The 19,356-nt window shown below is 46.7% G+C and carries 22 protein-coding genes; 14 read left to right on the forward strand and 8 right to left on the reverse strand.

Going from position 1 to position 19,356, the window contains the following annotated elements; genetic code table 11:
- Nucleotides 1-17: 17 nt before the first annotated feature.
- Both ABEQ74_RS09340 and ABEQ74_RS09345 read right to left on the reverse strand, forming a co-directional pair.
- The gene (locus tag ABEQ74_RS09340) at nucleotides 18-1,370 is read right to left on the reverse strand and encodes a glycosyltransferase family 2 protein (RefSeq protein ID WP_430121728.1); all 1,353 of its coding nucleotides are present in this window, start codon (nucleotides 1,368-1,370) and stop codon (nucleotides 18-20) included.
- 5 nt (nucleotides 1,371-1,375) lie between these two features.
- Nucleotides 1,376-1,507, reverse strand: a complete 132-nt coding sequence (locus tag ABEQ74_RS09345; RefSeq protein WP_430121730.1) for a hypothetical protein — start codon at nucleotides 1,505-1,507, stop codon at nucleotides 1,376-1,378.
- A gap of 365 nt (nucleotides 1,508-1,872) precedes the next feature.
- Here ABEQ74_RS09345 and ABEQ74_RS09350 point away from each other — a divergent pair, with 365 nt between their 5' ends.
- A complete protein-coding gene (locus tag ABEQ74_RS09350) occupies nucleotides 1,873-2,676 on the forward strand; it encodes an alpha/beta fold hydrolase (RefSeq protein ID WP_430121732.1) in 804 nt (267 codons plus the stop codon).
- A 65-nt stretch (nucleotides 2,677-2,741) separates the two neighbouring features.
- Nucleotides 2,742-3,746 (forward strand): sensor domain-containing diguanylate cyclase, encoded by a 1,005-nt coding sequence (locus ABEQ74_RS09355; RefSeq protein ID WP_430121734.1) that lies wholly within the window; start codon nucleotides 2,742-2,744, stop codon nucleotides 3,744-3,746.
- Nucleotides 3,747-3,839: 93 nt separating this feature from the next.
- On the opposite strand, the gene ABEQ74_RS09360 is transcribed toward ABEQ74_RS09355, so the two are convergent.
- Nucleotides 3,840-4,754, reverse strand: a complete 915-nt coding sequence (locus tag ABEQ74_RS09360; RefSeq protein WP_430121736.1) for a phosphatidate cytidylyltransferase — start codon at nucleotides 4,752-4,754, stop codon at nucleotides 3,840-3,842.
- A 324-nt stretch (nucleotides 4,755-5,078) separates the two neighbouring features.
- Here ABEQ74_RS09360 and ABEQ74_RS09365 point away from each other — a divergent pair, with 324 nt between their 5' ends.
- The 7 genes from ABEQ74_RS09365 (at nucleotide 5,079) to ABEQ74_RS09395 (ending at nucleotide 9,952) form a co-directional block, all read left to right on the forward strand.
- Nucleotides 5,079-5,207 carry a hypothetical protein gene (locus ABEQ74_RS09365; protein WP_430121738.1) on the forward strand — a complete coding sequence of 43 codons (129 nt, stop codon included), beginning with the start codon at nucleotides 5,079-5,081 and terminating at the stop codon, nucleotides 5,205-5,207.
- Between the two features lie 119 nt (nucleotides 5,208-5,326).
- Nucleotides 5,327-5,779 (forward strand): hypothetical protein, encoded by a 453-nt coding sequence (locus ABEQ74_RS09370; protein WP_430121740.1) that lies wholly within the window; start codon nucleotides 5,327-5,329, stop codon nucleotides 5,777-5,779.
- Nucleotides 5,780-6,117: 338 nt separating this feature from the next.
- Nucleotides 6,118-6,654: a hypothetical protein gene (locus tag ABEQ74_RS09375; RefSeq protein WP_430121742.1), complete on the forward strand. Its 537-nt coding sequence runs from the start codon at nucleotides 6,118-6,120 to the stop codon at nucleotides 6,652-6,654.
- Nucleotides 6,655-7,013: 359 nt separating this feature from the next.
- On the forward strand, nucleotides 7,014-7,763 hold the full coding sequence (locus tag ABEQ74_RS09380) for a class I SAM-dependent methyltransferase (RefSeq protein ID WP_430121744.1): 750 nt from the start codon (nucleotides 7,014-7,016) through the stop codon (nucleotides 7,761-7,763).
- Nucleotides 7,764-7,785: 22 nt separating this feature from the next.
- On the forward strand, nucleotides 7,786-8,733 hold the full coding sequence (locus ABEQ74_RS09385; RefSeq protein WP_430121746.1) for a helix-turn-helix transcriptional regulator: 948 nt from the start codon (nucleotides 7,786-7,788) through the stop codon (nucleotides 8,731-8,733).
- Between the two features lie 61 nt (nucleotides 8,734-8,794).
- On the forward strand, nucleotides 8,795-9,337 hold the full coding sequence (locus ABEQ74_RS09390; RefSeq protein ID WP_430121748.1) for a DinB family protein: 543 nt from the start codon (nucleotides 8,795-8,797) through the stop codon (nucleotides 9,335-9,337).
- Between the two features lie 114 nt (nucleotides 9,338-9,451).
- The gene (locus tag ABEQ74_RS09395; RefSeq protein WP_430121750.1) at nucleotides 9,452-9,952 is read left to right on the forward strand and encodes a cupin domain-containing protein; all 501 of its coding nucleotides are present in this window, start codon (nucleotides 9,452-9,454) and stop codon (nucleotides 9,950-9,952) included.
- A 125-nt stretch (nucleotides 9,953-10,077) separates the two neighbouring features.
- Here the strand turns inward: ABEQ74_RS09395 and ABEQ74_RS09400 are convergent, their stop codons facing one another.
- On the reverse strand, nucleotides 10,078-10,425 hold the full coding sequence (locus ABEQ74_RS09400) for a DoxX family protein (protein ID WP_430121752.1): 348 nt from the start codon (nucleotides 10,423-10,425) through the stop codon (nucleotides 10,078-10,080).
- A 113-nt stretch (nucleotides 10,426-10,538) separates the two neighbouring features.
- Between ABEQ74_RS09400 and ABEQ74_RS09405 the strand changes: the two genes are divergently transcribed.
- Nucleotides 10,539-11,240: a Crp/Fnr family transcriptional regulator gene (locus ABEQ74_RS09405; RefSeq protein WP_430121754.1), complete on the forward strand. Its 702-nt coding sequence runs from the start codon at nucleotides 10,539-10,541 to the stop codon at nucleotides 11,238-11,240.
- Nucleotides 11,241-11,321: 81 nt separating this feature from the next.
- Nucleotides 11,322-11,663, forward strand: coding sequence for a zinc ribbon domain-containing protein YjdM (locus ABEQ74_RS09410; RefSeq protein WP_430121756.1), 342 nt, complete (start codon nucleotides 11,322-11,324; stop codon nucleotides 11,661-11,663).
- Nucleotides 11,664-11,885: 222 nt separating this feature from the next.
- Here ABEQ74_RS09410 and ABEQ74_RS09415 read toward each other — a convergent pair whose 3' ends face one another.
- From ABEQ74_RS09415 to ABEQ74_RS09430, 4 genes are all read right to left on the reverse strand, one after another.
- Nucleotides 11,886-12,998 (reverse strand): glycosyl hydrolase family 8, encoded by a 1,113-nt coding sequence (locus tag ABEQ74_RS09415; RefSeq protein ID WP_430121758.1) that lies wholly within the window; start codon nucleotides 12,996-12,998, stop codon nucleotides 11,886-11,888.
- A gap of 178 nt (nucleotides 12,999-13,176) precedes the next feature.
- Nucleotides 13,177-14,463, reverse strand: a complete 1,287-nt coding sequence (locus tag ABEQ74_RS09420; RefSeq protein WP_430121760.1) for a polysaccharide deacetylase family protein — start codon at nucleotides 14,461-14,463, stop codon at nucleotides 13,177-13,179.
- A 42-nt stretch (nucleotides 14,464-14,505) separates the two neighbouring features.
- Nucleotides 14,506-15,246 (reverse strand): hypothetical protein, encoded by a 741-nt coding sequence (locus ABEQ74_RS09425; RefSeq protein ID WP_430121762.1) that lies wholly within the window; start codon nucleotides 15,244-15,246, stop codon nucleotides 14,506-14,508.
- A 218-nt stretch (nucleotides 15,247-15,464) separates the two neighbouring features.
- Nucleotides 15,465-16,451, reverse strand: coding sequence for a glycerophosphodiester phosphodiesterase family protein (locus ABEQ74_RS09430; RefSeq protein ID WP_430121764.1), 987 nt, complete (start codon nucleotides 16,449-16,451; stop codon nucleotides 15,465-15,467).
- Nucleotides 16,452-16,652: 201 nt separating this feature from the next.
- On the opposite strand from ABEQ74_RS09430, the gene ABEQ74_RS09435 reads away from it, so the two are divergent.
- From ABEQ74_RS09435 to ABEQ74_RS09445, 3 genes are all read left to right on the forward strand, one after another.
- A complete protein-coding gene (locus ABEQ74_RS09435) occupies nucleotides 16,653-17,351 on the forward strand; it encodes an FHA domain-containing protein (protein WP_430121766.1) in 699 nt (232 codons plus the stop codon).
- A gap of 260 nt (nucleotides 17,352-17,611) precedes the next feature.
- Entirely contained in the window at nucleotides 17,612-17,740 is a 129-nt protein-coding gene (locus ABEQ74_RS09440) for a hypothetical protein (RefSeq protein WP_430121768.1), read from the forward strand.
- Nucleotides 17,741-17,891: 151 nt separating this feature from the next.
- Nucleotides 17,892-19,325 carry a PTS mannitol transporter subunit IICB gene (locus tag ABEQ74_RS09445; RefSeq protein WP_430121770.1) on the forward strand — a complete coding sequence of 478 codons (1,434 nt, stop codon included), beginning with the start codon at nucleotides 17,892-17,894 and terminating at the stop codon, nucleotides 19,323-19,325.
- Nucleotides 19,326-19,356: the final 31 nt, after the last annotated feature.

The following is a 19,356-nucleotide window of genomic DNA, read 5'->3' on the forward strand; positions in this document are numbered from 1 at the left end:
GCCTCCTTCTCCATAACTTAATTCGATCCTGCAGCCATGTTCTGGCTGATAGCGGCTACACCTTTACGTTCCACGAAGCCCCAGCCCTCATCATTGTCAAAATATTTAAACGTCCCTGCAATGTTGATATAGAGCAGCAGATTACGGTAAGTTAGCAGCTCTGCCTGACTGAACAGGAACATCTTCATATAATCCCAAAACGTATACGTACTACCGTACTTACGGCATAAGTAGAAGGAAATGAGAATCTGGGCTGCATTCAGCAGCACGCTCACCAGCAGAAAGATAACAGCATGCAGGATATTTCCACCAACGATCAGCGTCTGTCCCAGATAGAAAACCGTGGTGAACGCCGACAGCGTTCCGAGCATGAATCCGTCAATGGCAAAGAACAGGCTGACTTTGACGCTGAACCTCTTGGACAGCCGGGACCAATAGATAAGGATGCAGTCAATGAACGCCTTCTGCCAGCGAATGCGCTGCTTATAGAAGTTGGGGAGATTCTCGGGGCATTCGGTATAGCACACGGCTTCGGGGGCATAGACGAGCTTTTTCTTCAATCCATTGGCCTTGATATACTCATGAATTTTCAGCGTGATGTCGATATCTTCACCCACCGTGCTGCGAAAGCCGCCGACTTGAAGCAGAACGTCTTTGTAAAAGGCGCCAAAAGCACCCGAGATCACCACAATAGAATTAAAATACGATTGCGTAAGCTTGCGGACATAGAAGCCGTGCGTATAATTGATGATCTGGCTCTTGATGAGCCCTCTGCCGCGAAACTTCTCGAGGATGACACCGTTCTTGTCCCGCATGGCGCCTTGTACAATCTTTACGGTTCCGCCCAATGCGATAATATCGTCATCATGGAAATATTGATTTACATAACGGAGCGAGTCAGCCTCCAGCATGCTGTCTGCATCCAGGGTGATCACGATGTCGGATAGGGCATAATCAATGCCTGCATTCAGCGAATCCGCTTTTCCGCCATTCACCTTGTTGATCACATAAATATGGCGATAGCGATCCGAACGATAGAATCCTTTTATGGGTTTGTAGGACAGTTTGCCATCTGCCATTCTGGCGTCCGGCCTTAAATCCAGGAGCTCGTTCAGCGCAGACAACGTTCCGTCCTTCGAACCGTCGTTAATAATCAAGATTTCATAGTTGCTGTAACGCAGTGCAGCCATGGCATCAATACAATTCCCAATCGTCAGTTCCTCGTTATAGGCAGGGACGAGTACGGAAATTGATTTTTCGGCCAGATCAGGGTTGAGCTTCTTCACCTTGCTGCATAGCAGCGGGATGAACGTATACAAGATTTGAAATACCAGAAACGCGCCGGCCAAACCATAAAAGAAATACTGCAAATGCCTCACTCCTCTCTCTTCTCATTTTCTCTGTCTCTTTCGTCTCTCTTAGCAATGATGACCAGTATGGTGCGTCCTTTCGCCTGCTCTACTGTCGTATCTGCAGGCAAACGCTCTTTCTGTGCGATCGGTGTCAAGGGTGAATATCATGGTATCGAGGGAGAAAATCACAAACATTTAAAACCTTAAATACCATATAAACCCATATGACATCTTATGTAATAAACTATCCTATTTCAGTTGTGCATGTAAAACCCAACCAGCGAGCAAGAAAACGAATACATGCTAGCTTTTCGTGTGCAGTCTCGGTTATGGTTCATCTTTCGATATTTTAGGCTGCTAAAGCGATTTAAATAGGTAGGTTTCATGGATTTTAGGAGATTTCGTGTTACTTCGATCCTATTTATCTTAAATCGACAAACATTCGCAGGAATGACTTGATATTTCCAAAAGGTCCCTTAGAATGGAGAGAAAGAATGAAGATGATAGGGAGTTTATATGAATGAATGAGGTTCAGATTATTGCACGAAATAACGTGAAGGTGTTGGGGACAGGAGAGCGCACGCTTATGCTGGCGCATGGGTTTGGATGTGACCAGAGCATGTGGAAATATATCCTGCCTGCTTTTGAACCGCATTATCGAATTGTGTTGTTTGATTACGTGGGCTCAGGCTATTCCGACCTGTCCGCATATACTTCGGAGAGGTACGGCAGCCTTCACGGATATGTGCAGGATGTGCTGGACATTATGGAGGCGTTAGAGCTGCAGGACGTGACTTTTATTGGCCACTCCGTCAGTTCCATGATTGGCATGCTGGCATCCATCGAACGTCCCGAGTATTTTGCTGAGTTAATCATGATCGGGCCGTCCGCCCGTTATTTAAATGATGTGGGTTATGTCGGAGGCTTTGAAAAAAGCGATGTGACGGAACTGCTGGATATGATAGAGATGAATTTTGCGGGATGGGCCGGCTTCCTTGCACCGATTGCCATGAAGAATCCGGAGATGCCGAGTCTGACTCAAGAGCTGGAGCGAAGCTTTATTTCGACCGATCCAGTCATTACGAGGGAGTTCGCCGAGGTCACCTTTTTCTCGGACTGCCGGCAGGAGCTGCCTAAGGCTACAGTTTCTACACTTATCATGCAATGCTCGGATGACAGCATCGTACCTATTTCGGCCGGCGAGTACCTACACGCCCATATATCGAACAGTGCGTTTCGCTTAATGGAGGCCAAGGGCCATTATCCGCATATCAGTCATCCGGAAGAAACGATTTCATTAATACAATCCTATTTGAATACATGAACGGTTAGGCGGTAAGTTTCAGTACAAGCTAAGCGACCTGTGCGGAAAGGATCGATCAATAAGCAATGGATGTGCGTTTGAACTATGCTCCATGCGGCTATGTTTCTATTACCCATGAGGGCATTGTGGCGGATGTGAATCAGACTTTTCTCGATATGATGGGGTATCGGCAGGAAGATTTGGTGCAGAAGCATTTTGAGACGTTGATGTCGACGGCGAACAAGCTGATGTTCCACTCTTATTTCTACCCGTATATCAATCTTGACGGGCATGTGGAAGAACTGTTGATCCGGTTGAAGAACAGCCGGGGAGAGTCGGTTCCCTTTATTTTGAATGGACGAAAGTCCGAGCGGGAAGGCCAAGAATGGCTGGACTGCGTATTGGTACAGGTAGGTAAGCGTATTGATTATGAGATGGAGCTTCGACTGGCGAATAAGCAGATTGAAAAGGCCTATTGGGAGAAGGATCAAGCCTTGGAGGAACTGCAGCATATCTACGCGGAGATTGAGCGAAAGCAAACAGAGCTGATGGAGATCAACGCGGTCCTGTTGGAGCTGTCGAATACCGATAAGCTTACTGGAATGAAGAACCGAAGGTTCTTTCAGGAGAAGCTGGAAGAAGAGCTTAAGCTTTTTAGCGAAACGGGTGTTCCGTTCTCGTTGTTCATGCTGGACATTGACCATTTCAAACGCGTGAACGACACTTGGGGACATGCGTATGGAGATGAGGTTCTATTCGATGTAGCGAGTGTCCTGCAGACGCATGCCCGCGAAGGAGATATCGTGGCCCGGTATGGAGGAGAAGAGTTTGTCATGCTGCTGCCGCGGACACAGGCCAGTGAGGCCAAGGCCTGTGCAGATCGAATCCGGCAGGCAGTCAGCGATTTCAGCTGGAAAGAGGACGGCGTGACCATCAGCATTGGGATCATGACGGCAACGGATGCTTTAGAGGACAATGAAGCGATACTCTTGGAACAGGCAGACCAGGCGCTCTATGCTTCCAAGGAAAATGGACGAAACCGGGTTACCCACTATGAAGATTTGAAGCTTCAAGATTCTCCGCACTCCTAAAAATAATACAGACCCTAATAGCCATAATCCAAACGGGCACAAGCTCACTTGGGTTATGGCTGTATGAGGTTCTATTGGGGCCTAAAGCCTGCCTTACATAAAGTCGTAGAAATAACGGATGAAATGAAAAAAGATCGGGGAGGTGTAGGTGAGACTGTCCACCCGGCTCAGATAGCTTTTCTTCAAGGCGTCGAATCGTCCGTCATCCCCGATTAACAGGTCACGCTTCAGCACGGAAACCGTCAAACTGCCGAAGAAGCCGCTGAGGCTGATCAACATGCCGGACAGGAGCCCAAACGTCGGACTCAGCGGCGTCAGGTAGGGATAGATGAGATAGGAACAGCCAGACGTAACGAGAAAAGCGCATGCGAAGCCTTCCCAGGTCAGATTCGGGTTGGAGGTAGGTACAATTCTCCTTTTGCCAAAATAAAGAGAGGCGATCGTATGCACCACATCGTTTAGCTGCGTCAGGACCACGAGAAACAGCACAAGTCCAGCCCCGTACTGGGGCGTGGCAAATTGGAAGTAAGCCAGGTGGCTGAGACCGAATACCATAAGCATCAGGCCCCATTGCGTAGAGCTGACGCTGCGCATGAAACCGACGGTGCCCTTGTTGATCAACCGCGGAAGCGGCAGCACCAGGAACACATAAATGGGGATGAACACAATAAACATCCCGTACCATTCAATATAGATCCAATAGAATTGCACCGGTATGGTTAAATACGCCCACAGAAATAACCGACGATCGGCTTTCCTTGTTTTGATCATCGAGAAATATTCTTTAAGCGTAAAGAAAGTAAGCACCATCAGGGATAACAGAGAAACGACAGGATTCAGCAGTGTTGCCATGCAGAATATGATCAGCATGCCCCACCAGGTTTTGATGCGCATGCCCACATCAGTGTAGTCGATATTCGGCTGTGTCTTGCTTACCACATAATAGAGGAGCTGGATGACCGATAAAACAAAGAAGATCAGAATTAAGGTTACAAGCGAGCTGTCCATATGCTTTCATCACCAACTTGTTACTTTTGCTATGCAGGGCATTAAATATGAGTACTTACATTATTCCACAAAATCAGTTTTTGGTTCAAGAAGCTAAAAGAACATTCAACTCAAGTCAAAGCTTTAATTAGCTAAACGCTTAAAATATATTCAAAATTCCAAGGATGAAGTAATTATACGAAGCCCTAGTGATGCAGCAAGTTTGCTTATGGACATGCAGCATTTAGAAAAGGAGCATTTTTATATGTTTTTTTGCTAGATGAGGTATAGACCTTTCACCAGCGGACGCCCTAGAATTAAAAGCTTGCTGGGAGGTTTATATTTATGAAGAAATTACTTGGTAGAAAGAAAAAAAGCGTCATTACTAGAATTCCATTAGATGAGAGAGTCGGCCCATCTAAAGAACTTCAAGTCATTATGAAGAAAGCTGAAAAGATTTTGGGGCTCGATTAGAAGAAATGACTGGACATATCAAGGAGTTAACATTTGTGATTTGCAATTTTCCCGATAAGTGTAACTTCAATAGTGATTCCTACGTCATTCTTTATAAGAATCTAAAATGGAGGTTTGTAATGGAAAAAATTAGCAGGGCAATTATTATAATGATCCTGTTAGGTATCCCTTTTCTAATAGTCTCCTGTACTAATTCGTCAGAGAAAAAGCCTAATGTGGTTGAGAATCCTCAGGAGAATAATAAACCAACTTTCAAACTTAAACCTGAAGATATTTCAAATATTATTGTTTATGACCATGAACCAGAAAGGCATAAATCCGCAGAAGTAAATAAAAGAGAGGAAATTGTTAAGATAGCAACAATTCTAAATTCATATACAAATTATACCGAGCCACACACATTAAAAAATTATCGAGATATAGAAATTCATATGAAGAATGGCTCAGTATTAACATTTATGCTCCTTAATGAATCAGTAGCTTATGTAGAGAATTTCGGCAGTATCACGTTTAACCCACCAGAAAATTATGAGAAATTAAAGCAGCTGATTGAACAATTAGAAAACGAATAATTATTCAAACTTATCGGATTCTGGATGAAGGAAATCCTATCTAATATGAAGCAGCTGAAAAAACCGCGGGCATGATAGTAAACCTATATGGTAACTACTATTCATATTTCGAGGTTTTTTGGTATGTTTTTGTAGAAAACAAACACAAAGTAGCTGTGGGAGATCGTTTTAAAAAATATAATCTTCTGACAACTCTTGTTTGGGATTACATGGAGCAATCTGATTATTCCTATCATGGAGTAATACGAAGCTGGAGTGAATTACGAGATAGTTCCACTACAGGAATCATATGTTATGATGAAGGAACAATTCAATAGGGATAAGGGGAATTTTCGTAAATGGTAGACGATCAATCGGTCTTTATATTGCTTACCAATACCGGTACGCTCTTTACGAAAGTCATTCAGGGTTACACAAGGGCACCTTATAATCATGCATCGATATCCTTTAATCGTGAGCTGTCGGAGTTATACAGTTTTGGGAGAAAGAATCCGAATAACCCTCTGAATGGTGGATTTGTGAAGGAAGATCTGCAGACGGGCACGTTCAGTAAGTATCCGAACACGACATGCGTCATCTATGAGCTGCGGGTAATGGAACGCGATGTCGCGAAAATGAAGCGGGTGCTGCAGGCGTTTATCCGAAAAAACCATAAGTACTTTTATAATATACTGGGTGTCCTGGGCATCGCGCTGAAGGAACCAATCGAATTCAGCAATTCCTATTTCTGTTCGCAATTCGTGGCCGAGATTCTGCAGCGGTCCGGAGTCAGGCTCTGGGATAAGCTGCCCGCTTTGGTAACACCGGATGATTTTCGCCAATGCGAGCGGCTGCAGCTGATTTATGAAGGAAAGCTGAATGAGTATGAGCCATAGGCGGCATTCGACGTACTGCTATACTGGCAGGCGGTTGTGTAGCTGATCTGCGGATGTTGTTATCGATATGATGTCGACTCTGCTTGCTGCCCATTTTTATGCTCGTTGGGAACGGTTATTATACGAATATGGATCATATAGAACCCCGGTTCGTCTCTTCAGGCGTATCGGGGATTTTTTCTTGCTGCTTAGGAGAGGAAAAATCCATGCTCATTATGGATAACATTATGCTGGATAACAGGGGGGGATTGCTATAAAATGGAGTTGTTATCGAAAATGAAATAGAGTTTCATCTAGCGAGACATACAGTATCATGAACTAGAATTTAACTTAGATTTGGGAGAGGAGTGTGGTTTAGGATGGACAGCAAGGAACGGTTTTCGAATCGGGTAGATTCGTATACGAAGTATCGCCCGAGTTATCCGCATGAGGCCCTGGATTATCTGTACGATACGGTAGGATTGGACGGTGAGATTGCCGATATCGGCGCAGGGACGGGGATATTCACGAAGCTGCTGCTGGAGCGGGGAAGCCGCGTGACCGCGGTGGAACCCAATCAGGCTATGCGGGAAGCTGCCGAGTCGGAACTTGAAGGCAAGCCTCGCTTTCGAATAGTCACGGGTTCAGCCGAGGTGACAGGGCTGCCTGATCAATCGGTCGATCATATCGTAAGTGCCCAGGCGTTTCACTGGTTTGATCGGGATGCCGCCCAAGCCGAGTTTCGGCGGATATTGAAACCAGGCGGTAAGGTAGTGCTGGTCTGGAATTCCAGGCTTACACAGGGAACACCGTTCCTGGAAGCTTATGAGCGGCTGCTCCTTACCTATGGCACCGATTATGAGCAAGTGGATCAGAAGAACATTTCGCATGAAACGCTCGCTTCCTTTTTCCGGTCAGGGGATATGAAGGAAGCGAAGTTCTTCAATCGGCAGACGTTTGATTACGAAGGCTTGTGCGGCCGCTTGCAATCATCCTCATATGCTCCGATCCCTGGGCATCCGAATTACGAACCGATGATGAAAGAGCTGCGCAACCTGTTCGAACAGAATAAGCAGGATGGCAGCGTGTTTTTTGATTACGAGACGAAAGTGTACTGGGGAGAGGTTTGAGCCGGATTGGAGGTACAGCAGCATGAACAAGACTGATCGAATGCTGGCAATCCTGCTTGAGCTGCAGCAGCGAAAGGTTGTGCGGGCCGAAGATTTGGCATCCATATTTGAGACAAGCGTCCGGACGATCTACCGGGATATTCAAGCCCTTAGCGAAGCGGGTGTACCTGTGATGGGAGCCCCCGGACAAGGATACTCGTTAATGGCGGGATATTTTCTGCCGCCAGTCATGTTTACGGCAGAGGAAGCTGTGGCACTGCTCATTGGAACCGACTTCATTGAACAACGTTTTGACGTTGGATATGGTTTAAAGGCTCAGGCTTCCCGTAAAAAGATAGAATCTATTCTGCCGGAGGCTGTCCGCGCAGACGCTTCGCGGGTTCGGAAGACCATGCGGCTGCTTACTCCCGTTAACAAGGCGATTTCAGAAGAGGAGAAGGATTATGTTGAGATGATTCGCCGAGCTATACTGGAAGAGCGAAAGATAGAATTCCATTATGTGAAGAAGTTGTCCGATTCTACAGGCGATCGAAACAGCTTTCGCTCGGCAGCTCCTTATGGGCTGGCATTTCTTCAAGGCTCATGGACATTAGTTGCCTGGTGCGACCTACGGCAAGGCATTCGCCATTTTCGGCTGTCCCGCATGAAGGATCTGACGGTTCTTGAAGAGCGTTTTGAGATGCCGCCGTATTTTAACTTGGAGGACTATCGACCTCCGGATGATCGTAACCTGCAGGTTCGGATTCTGGCAAATCCCGATATTGCGGATCGAGTCAAGGAATCAGGCAATTATTACATGGAGACATTCGAAGAATGCGAAGACGGGCTGCTAATGAGCTTTCGCGTTCGCCGGCCGGAGGAGATTTTACAGTGGGTGCTTAGCTGGGGATCGAATATCGTTGTTCTTGAGCCGGATTCCTTCCGTGACCAAATCCGTGAAGAAGCGGAAAAGATGTTTAAACGCTACTGACATAACGTTGTCAGTAGCGTTTTTGTATATTCGGTACAAAGACATCTAAGGAGTGGTTGATATGAATACAACGGAAGCATTACAGCGGTTTGAAGAGACGGTGCAGGTCTATTTACAGGAACTGGATGGCTTCAGTATGGAGGAATTACAGTACAGACAGGCAGAGGACGAGTGGTCGATCGGGCAAATGTATCAGCACTTGGTTCAATCCGCGCTGTTTATGCATCTTCGGAATATTGAGCAATGCTTGAACCCGATTGGAGAGGCAGGAGCGTCCACGGCCGGAAAAACCAGAGAGGGAACAGCGGTATTCGAACAGGGCAGCTTCCCTCCCATTCGTATTCAAGTTCCGCCATCTCCTCAATATACACCTGAGCAGCCTGCAACCAAAGAGCAGTTAGTCCAAGGGTTGGATACCGTAATCCAACGAATGAGACAAATCGAGCCGATGCTTGGAGAGGCATCTCCGATACATACAGTCGCCCATCCGAGTTTTGGTGGATTGAATGCCGAGGAGTGGTTTTTGCTCATTGAAATGCACTATAGGCATCATTTACGGCAGCTGTACCGGTTGAAACAGTCTTTGGAACAGCAACGAGCATAATAGGTTCGCATATTAGGAATGGTTTCCTCCATCAATACAGGGATTGTTTGAGGCACGGATGCTTGGGGTACTGGTACTACGAGTGGATCCAAGTGTTGAAAGGAGCAGATGACCATGAATGTACATGTTCGATCATTCTTTGTAAAGGATGATGGCGAGGTTCCCAATAATCCGGAGCTGCCGGTCATTGTGTACAATGGGGTATTCGCGGATGATCCTAACGGTTTAGAGGCCGCCTTCAACCGCCACCATTGGACCGGCAGCTGGGAGGGTGGTGTATTCGATTATCACCATTATCACAGCAATACCCATGAAGTTCTGGGCGTACGTTCCGGTAGTGCGACCGTTCTTGTAGGCGGCGATGCGGGAGAGCGGCTGGAGATAACCACGGGCGACGTGCTGGTCCTGCCGGCTGGTACTGCCCATATGAAGCTCACCAGCAGTCCTGATTTTGAAGTCATTGGTGCTTATCCGGAAGGGGTTACGCCGAATATTAGGGAGCGGAGCCCGACGGACCGGACACAGGCAATGAATGAAATTCGCAGCGTGCCTGTTCCACAGACGGATCCTGTCTTTGGAGAGGAAGGGCCTCTTCTGGATAAATGGGTGAAATGAGTGTTAGTAGAATAGAGAGTAATAGCAGGATAGCAAAAGGCTCCTCGTCTGTGACATGGGATGAGGAGCCTTCTTCTGTTTGCCCTTGATAAGAGAAGACTATTGGGGCCTTATTCTCATTTCAATCATTTCTGGAATAGAAGGGTAACAGACAATCCAAGCATGAGGACGGCATTGATGGCCATGACGGGATGATGCCTGGCTCGGACTAGATGAGCATGAACGGCTCCTATCATCAGGACAGCAAATAAAGAAGCGGCATAAATTCTATTCTCCGGCGACCAGAATGCTGATATCATTAGAACAATTCCTGCTGTTTCCAGACTGGCAACGGCGAACATTCCCCATGTTGGATACCTGTATTGGGTCCAATGCTGGACCATCGAACGGGTACGGAGAAACTTGAATGATGCGGAAAGAGCAAACATTCCGATCAATATACACTGGATCAAGATGATCCACAGTGGTTCCATCTGCACATCACTCCTTCGTTTTCTATGGAAGTTGCTTCCTCCAGATTTAGTGTATATGCCAAGAAATGTGAAGGATGTAGTCTGGAATACAAAGCGAAAGGGCGAGATAGGGTTTGGAGTTGATTACATACTTAGCAAGAATGGACCTGTTTGATGGACTTACCCAGGATGAGCTGCTGCAGTTGAATCATGTAACGCCACTCGAAATTCGCAGCAAAGGAAGTATGGTGGTTTCTCCCTATATGAGCCCCAAAGTGTTATACATCGTAAAGTCAGGAAAAGTACGTCTCTATAAGCTGACGGAGGAAGGGAAGGAGCTAACACTTGATATTCTGGGGGCGGGCCATTTATTTGGGGAATTATCATCCTTTCATACGAGTGCTGATATGTTTGCCGTCACGATGGAAGACTCCATCATTTGTGAAATAGATGTTCAGCAATTCCGCAAGATTGTCAGTGAAAAGCCGATGCTTGCCTTAAAGTACATTGAACTCGTCACAGCCAGGTTGAAGGAGGTAGAGGAGCTCCTGGGGTATATGGCGTACGGAAGCGTGCGACAACGTCTGCTTTTTTTGCTTCATAAACTGGCTATTAAATTTACCTCAAATTCGCAGATGATGCATGAATGGGTGACGCTAGAGATTGAATTGACCCATCAGGAGCTGGCAAGCATGACAGGGAGTATAAGAGAAACCGTAACACCAATCATAAACCAGCTGGTATCTGAAGGCATATTGCGTAAAGAAGGTATCCGTAAACCGTATTCGATTCATCTGAACCGACTACAGACTGCCTTATCCGTGGTCAGCCTGTAATTCTGCCCGAATCACGCAATCGCCTGCATTATATTTGAATATAGGCTATAGTAGTATAAAACGAATGGAGAATACACAACCATGTCTACTTTGCCAAATTGCCCTAAATGTAGTTCACAATATACATACGAGGACCGAAATCATCTGGTTTGCCCGGAATGCGCTCATGAATGGCCTGCGGGGTCGGAAGCGGAGCATAGCGAGGACGCCAGAATTATTAAAGACGCCAATGGAAATGTCCTGGCCGACGGGGACTCTGTTACGGTGATCAAGGATCTTAAAGTAAAAGGCAGCTCGACTGTCTTAAAAATAGGCACGAAGGTGAAAAATATACGTTTAGTAGATGGAGATCATGATATCGACTGCAAAATTGATGGATTCGGTGCGATGAAATTAAAATCGGAGTTTGTGAAGAAAATATAATGTAAACACTGCTATATTACATACCATACATACGCAGCACGACAGCCTTTCATTAAGGTTCAGGACTGACCACATAATGTGAGATAAATGGAAAACACCTTCAAGAGATTGAATGCGCCGGGTCATAAGACTTAGAGCCAGTCTTGAAGGTGTTTTTGTATGGGCATTAAAATGAACTGCCCCGCTGATTCTTGAAATTCTGAGATCCTGTTTCCGCAATGTCTATTTTCTGGCATGTTTGAATAGTGTTTCAGCCAGCAAGGGGAACAGATTGTCAAAAGCATGCGTATTTCCATCAAACACATACCCTCCCGGATAAGCGCGCTCCTGGCCTCGGAATTGGATCATCCGATCATATAACTGTTCAGCCCAAGCGAGGTCATTTGTTTTTATGGCCAGGATCATGGCCAAGCCGTAGACGGCAGGCGATTCATAATCAGTGCCGGGCTTTCGGGTCTCCCGGTTATAGCGTCCGAAGAGCCGCTGGTTCTGCTGGAATTCTTCCTTCAGGAATAGCAAGAGCTCCTTTGGCGGATGTCCCATTTCAGCGAGATGAATGCCTAGGATTAACTGGTCAATCAGATTGATGGATGCGTCGTATTCATACTGACCTGAGGCAATGCGGAATGTTTTTGGGGAAAATATACCGTCACTGGGCATGTGAAGGAGCAGGTCCTCGTAACGTTTATAATCGGAAGTGGTCAGAATTCCGTTATTTCGCATTTCCCGCAATGCCGAGATGTCCACGTAAACCAGGCTCAGTACGGCTGCTGATTCATCACGCTCGAAATCATGGAAGTCGACAAAATATCCTGCGGTTTGAGAAGAGGCTTTAAGTGTTGTGCCAATGTCCTTCGCTAATTGAAGATACTCTTCCTGGCCCCAGAGCTTGTATGCTTTCAGCAAAGCATCCAGAATTCGAAGATCATCCCCAAGCGCATTGGTTGTGACTTCAGCTTGGCCATCGGACCGGAGCTTCCAACGGATATAGGATTTAGGAGCCTGATCGAGGAAATAAGTCGTCAGAAGCCTGACGTTATCATCGAAGTGGGTCTGATTTTCGGAGAGTACGGCGTATTGCATCCATAAACCGAGCGACTCAGATAGCGCTTCTCTGCCAGCAACGATGTCCGGATGCTCGGAAGGCGCCGGCTTGAGATAGGTAGCTATGGTCCCGTTATCGTTCGTCATATGTTCTTTCATGAAGACAGCTGTCACATCTGGGTTCTCCTTATGATCGATGATGGTGTACGAGATGAAGATGATACTTGCAATCACAGCGGCAATACAGATAGATAGCAGGATTATCTTGCTGGTGGATAACCGGTTTGCCATAGGCTCACCTCGAACATAAGATTCTGTGTTGATGTTCCCGATGCCTCTTAGGGAAAGCTTATGATGAAATGAACATAGGCTTCCAGGAGCGGGGGCATGGTTCGATATATTTATAAAGGCTGTACCCTGATAGGTTCCTAAACATCGAGGATACAGCCTTTTTTCGTGAAACTATCGATTATTGCAAACTGACGATGTTCAGCCCCTGATTCTGCAGATGGGTAATGATTCTGGGTAAGGCATCTACAACCGCCTGAGATTCATGCAGAAGAATAATGGAGCCGGAAGCTTCGGTTTGCTGGATATAATCCAGGATCTTGTCCTCGTCTCGTGTCAGCCAGTCCTCCGTGTCCCGGTTCCAGAGAACCAGCTTATTACCTAGTTGTTGACTCAACGATTCGGTCTGATCATCAAATGCACCGTAAGGCGGACGGAAGAGTACCAATTTCTCATTGGTGATATGCTCGATGAGACTGGCCGCTTGAGTCATCTCAGCCTCTTGCTGTTTAAGAGAGAGGTTCGACATCTGGCTATGGGTCATGGAATGACTGCCGACGGAATAGCCGCCTGCGCTGATGGCTTGCACATAGTCCGGATGTTTTTTCACATTTGTGCCAATAAAGAAGAACGTTCCACCCACCTTGTATTGCTGCAAGACGTTCATGATATCCATGGAATACTTGGAAGGCCCATCATCGAATGTAAGGGCTACATAGCCTTTCGGGATGCTGAAGCTAATGAGTTCATCCAGTTCCAGTTGTGGAACGGCAGCGGAAGGTAGGGTATCTATGATATCTTCCTGCTTGTTATCTGTTTGTTCCACTTTGGGTGCCGATACGACAGAGTGAGTTATCTTTGTCATTCTATTCACGGCAAGCCATTGGCTGGAGGTCTCAGCCTCAACGGAGGCTGTTGTTGCAGGTTGAAGCTGAATATCATCAGGATACGAGTAATTGAACGAGCTTAACAAAAGAACAATAATCAAGCTCACCATGGTTGCGCCCACCAGTTTAAACGGAAGGCGGCTTCGCTTCCTTGCTGAACTTGAGGCGGCTATTACCTCCTTGATTTGCGTCTCCTCGGTCAGATCTGCATCCGGCCTGTACGTCGACAGGAAGGGCAAGGTATGTAAGTCATCTAAATGTCGGGCTTTCATTATGTACTCTAATTCATCCCTGAACTGAATAGAACAGGCAAAAGGAAACGGTTCACTATGATCGCGGTATGTCCGGGTTACGGAGCCTATGTATTGCTGTTTATTTATATCCCACATGGTATGTAAGGATATTCGGTATTTATGAACTCCGTCAAAATCCGATATGGCCGCTAGATTGGCTGCGGTTTCGTTATCGGTCACCCATAACAACTCAACCGAATTCATGAAGGATAACCTGATTCGCAGATCGGTTGCGGTACTTCCTTCGATAGCCAGCAGCTCTATGACTTTTCCATAATAGTCTGTCATGGCTGTCCCCCTTCTTCTAGCTGCTGTATGTAGTAGTCTTCTTTAGTCTGATGAAGTGCTGGAAGCCGCCGTTTTCGGTGAGAAGGAGAAGGACATTTTCTCGGTGAAATCATTGATGGTCTGCATCAATTTGGCTTTGTCATCCAAGATGTTCTGGTATTGCTCGGCATACCTCTGGTTTGCAATCTCTAGCTCGCGGATCTTCTCCTCAAGTGAGTTGATCTTGAGCATGCTCTGATATTGCGTGTTGTTGGACTCTTCATAGAGCTTGTTGTACTTGGCGGTTTCTGTTTCTAACTGGCTGGAGAGCTTCTCATACGCCAGGTTTGTCGTAAGCTGATATTCCTTGTAATCTTCAAGCAGCTGATCGTAGCTCATCTGTTTGTTGGTCAGGACGTTCTCGAGTTCACGAATTTCCTTGTTCTTCTCCTGAATTAGCTGGTCCCGCTTAATCTGTTCCTGCTTGTACCGGTTGATCGTTTCGTTTGCAGTGGAGAGCTGGTCCTCCAAGCCTTTGTTCTTATAGGACAGTAATTGTCGTTCCTTGAGCATGTTCTCAATCGAGACAATGACATCAAGGCCGATCTTATCTTGGCTATCCTTGGAGAATAGATGGTTATTGCCTTCTGCTGCGGGCAGTTCCGATTCCCCAGAATAAGCGGACTCTTCTTCTGCTTTTATGTCAACCTCTTGGTGTTCGCTGTGGTTCTTCTCGGGTAGATTCTGATTTGAACGTGAATTCTTAAACCAGACCATTCCTTTTTTTTCTGTTTCCCTGGCCAAAATATCAACTCCTATATTGCATTAAATTTATATGGAAATTAGACGAAAGACCCTACTAATAGTCATCGGTAAAAACACCCTAAAAACTTTGCCCAATTGCTACGTGAAAATAAAAAAAAGCCCTGCAGCATGGCAGGGGCTTTCAGTAGGAAATGTGCAGGTTTGCGTAACCTCCGATTCGCACTTCATGATGAATGCTAATTGGACGGGTTCCTCTGTTATTCGAGCTTCTTGATTGTGAACTCCGGGGCGATCACATCGATTCGATTCGTCCATATGCCGCCGCTGTAATCGTCAGGCAGCCTTTGCAGGTCCAGGACGGAGTCAAAGCCCTCCGACCAGCCGCCGTCCCCGGCGACGAGAATGACCCTGGTATTAATGCTGTCCATCCGGTTCAGGAATTTATCCGGCCACCCCCATAAATAACGGGCATATTTCTCCGGTATATGCAGCTCTGTATTGCGGCATACGGACGGGAGATAGCCGCTCCAGCCGGCCCCGGCATAGGATACGAGACAGCTCTTCAGCGTATCCTTCGACATGACGCGCAGGGACGGCAGCTGCGATTTTAATGTGCGGATGGGGCCATCATCTCCGTATACGGTTAGCTGGGTAAGGCGATTCACCGGAAGTCCGGATAGATAGTCTGCCAGCAGCTTTCCTTCCTCGGGATCCGTGCTTTTGATATGGATGAGAAATGCGCCGTCAGGGAATGCCGCTAACACCTCGTCCAGTGACGGAATCAGCCCCACGCCCTTTCCCCGAAAAGGATAAGTCGCCCCCTCATCCGCGGTGTAACCATAGCCGATGTCTATGTTTTTCAGCTGGTCCATGGTATAATCCTTGACCGAGCCCTCCATATTGGTGCGGCAATCGAGTGTCCAATCATGAAACACGGCGAACTGGCCGTCTTTGGTTGGCTTGATATCCAGTTCCACAATATCGGCACCGGCTTCAAATGCTGCTTTCATGGATGGAATGGTGTTTTCCAGGTAAGCATGCTCCGGCACATAGATACGGGAGGCGGTGCAGGTATCGGCTTCAATGCCTTCCATTGAGAAAGTTTGGCCGAGCCCGCGATGCGCCAGCAGCAGCGGCTTTGCGTCACGCTCTTTGGTGAACAGCGATGTATTGTTAACAAACAGAAATACTACCAAAACGAGAAAAAATAGTATGGTTTTGTTCCATCTTTTTAGTTTTCGCATGATCCAATCCCCCAAAATCGTATACAATATGCAGTAGTTGATTCATATTTTTCTCTATATCTCTATCTAAAACTTTAATCGGTCCATTCTATACTTAAATTTTAGTGATTTCTGGCACATACTCAATGGCTGATCCATAACAATTGCATAATAGCGAGCTAATAAATTTTAATAAGCAATATAGAAATGGGAGGGAGTTTGATGGATAAGTCCTCCTTTTTGATGGTGGAGCGGGGGAATCCCTATGAACGCGGAGATGTCATACCTTTGACCAAACCCATAACGGTGCTTGGTCGCAAGGGTCAGCACTTTGACCCCGATATCGCGTTTGATAATATATTTGTTTCGCGCAGGCATGCAGCGCTGCTATATAGAAACGGCCAATTCAGCATTAAGGATCTGAACAGCAAGCATGGGACATTCGTCAATCTTCAGCGATTGGAACCACATGATGAAATACCCCTTCAGCATGGAGATACCATTGTGCTCGCTGGCGACTTGATCGTGTTGTCCTTCTCGATTCTCAGTATGGATGAGACGATGGACATGACTCCCATCATCAGGCAGCTGGCAGCGATCGAGGCCGCGGGTGGTTTAAGGCTGAATCCTTTTAAGCAGGAGCTTTCCTATGGAGGGAAAGTGTACGCTTTTTCGGACAAAGAGTACAAATGCCTGGAGGTGCTGGTTAATCACCAGGGCCAATTTGTGTCCAAGGAAGAGCTCAAGATATACGTATGGCCCGAGCGTTGCTTTGAGGCGGATGCTGTGCCTGATGTAAGCTCGGAGGAGCTGAACGCCTTAATCTACCGGGTGCGCAAGAAAACAAGAGATATACTGAATATTGAGAGTATTCGGGGCAAAGGATATATTTTGCAGAAGCAAGCGGACGCACAAGCATGATAAAGAAAAGAAGAGATATGAACATCAAAGACAAGCTCTTCCTTACTACAGGGAGGGCTTGTCTTATATTTATATATGGGAAAAGCAAACATAGAATACAAGAAACGTCGAGAACTGCTCGACGTTTTTTTTGTCATGGTTGCCCATACTAGGTTTGTACTAGTTCAACTTATAGATTCGTAACGACTGGAGGAAATAAAGATAAGCAGTCGGTTCACGATTTATCTGTTATAGGTTCGGTTGCCGGAGGAATGTTTTGGATGCAAGACGGGGCTGCATGTGGTTTGAAAATTCATCATATCAAAATTAATATTTTTGAATTTAGAGGATCAGGACAAGGCTTGCTCTACGAAAGAAACCGCAGTGGCTCAGGATTTTCAAAAAGCTGACATGATCCATTTAAAAGTTGTCAACAATATTCTTGACGAAACCGGCTTTTCCTTTCGTTGAGCCTTCTGGTGGGCTGACTTAACATAAAGATGTCAGATGAAAGCGACACAACAACAGTGCGATTTATTTATAAATTAGGAGGTCCATACGATGTCCAACGAGACAAATCCAAATGCTTCAAAAGGCATTCGCGTAAGGGTCCAGCAGCTTGGCCGTCTCCTCAGCGGTATGGTGATGCCGAATATCGGTGCGTTTATCGCGTGGGGGCTTATTACGGCTCTGTTCATCCCCACCGGCTGGTTCCCAAACGAGCATCTGGGAGCGCTGGTAGACCCGATGATCAAATACCTGCTCCCGCTCTTGATCGGTTATACGGGCGGTCAGATGATCCACGGCAAACGCGGTGCCGTTATCGGTGCGGTTGCTACGGTCGGTGTGATCGTCGGTGCAGAGATTCCAATGTTCCTTGGCGCCATGATTGTGGGCCCGCTGGCTGCATGGGTATTAAAGCAGTTCGACAAGCTCATTGACGGCAAAATCAAATCCGGCTTCGAGATGCTGGTGAACAACTTCTCCCTCGGCATCATTGGCGGTGCGCTGACTTTGGGGGCATATACCGGAATCGGGCCGTTTGTACAGGGTATTACAAGAGCGCTGTCATCCGGTGTTGATGTACTGGTTAACGCCAACTTGCTGCCACTGGTCAACATTATCATTGAGCCTGCGAAGGTGCTGTTCCTTAACAATGCGATCAATCACGGGATATTCAGTCCGATCGCGACAGAGGAATCGGCACGGATCGGTCAATCTGTCCTGTATATGCTGGAATCGAATCCAGGTCCAGGTCTTGGGATTCTTCTTGCCTATTGGTTCTTCGGACGCGGTTCCGCCAAATCCTCTGCACCAGGTGCGGTAGTGATTCATTTCCTGGGTGGTATTCATGAGATCTATTTCCCATATATTTTGATGAAACCAGTTTTGATTCTGGCTGCCATCGCGGGTGGCGTTGCCGGAACATTCACCTTCCAGATTTTTGGGGCAGGTTTGGTAGGCCCTGCGTCACCGGGCAGTATCGTCGCATTTATCGCCATGGCGCCTAAGGGCGGCCTGATTCCAGTCTTGGCAGGTGTCCTTGTAGGAACCGTTGTATCCTTTGTCGTGGCGGCATTGCTGCTGAAAACGGGCAAACAAACGGAAGAAGAGCCGAATCTTGAAGAAGCATCCGCCAAAATGAAGGAAATGAAAACTGGCGGCATGAACGACCAAGTCGCTCCTGCTTCTGCGGCTGTAGCCAATCTGGCTAAAGAGAATGTGCATAAAATTGTGTTCGCTTGCGATGCCGGTATGGGCTCCAGCGCAATGGGCGCTTCGGTATTAAGAAAGAAATTGCAGCAAGCGGGTGTCAACATTACCGTTGTGAACTCGGCAGTAAGTGAATTGCCGGATGATGCGGATATCGTCATTACGCAAAAAACGCTCACCGAGCGGGCCATTGCGAAGAATCCAAACGCCGAGCATATCTCTATCGATAACTTCCTGAAGAGTCCGAAATATGACGAGTTGGTGGAACGACTCAAAGATTAACATAGACCCATATGACACGCTGGCGTAATGA

Source organism: Paenibacillus solani (assembly GCF_050475945.1).
GTDB lineage: Bacteria > Bacillota > Bacilli > Paenibacillales > Paenibacillaceae > Paenibacillus_AQ > Paenibacillus_AQ solani_A.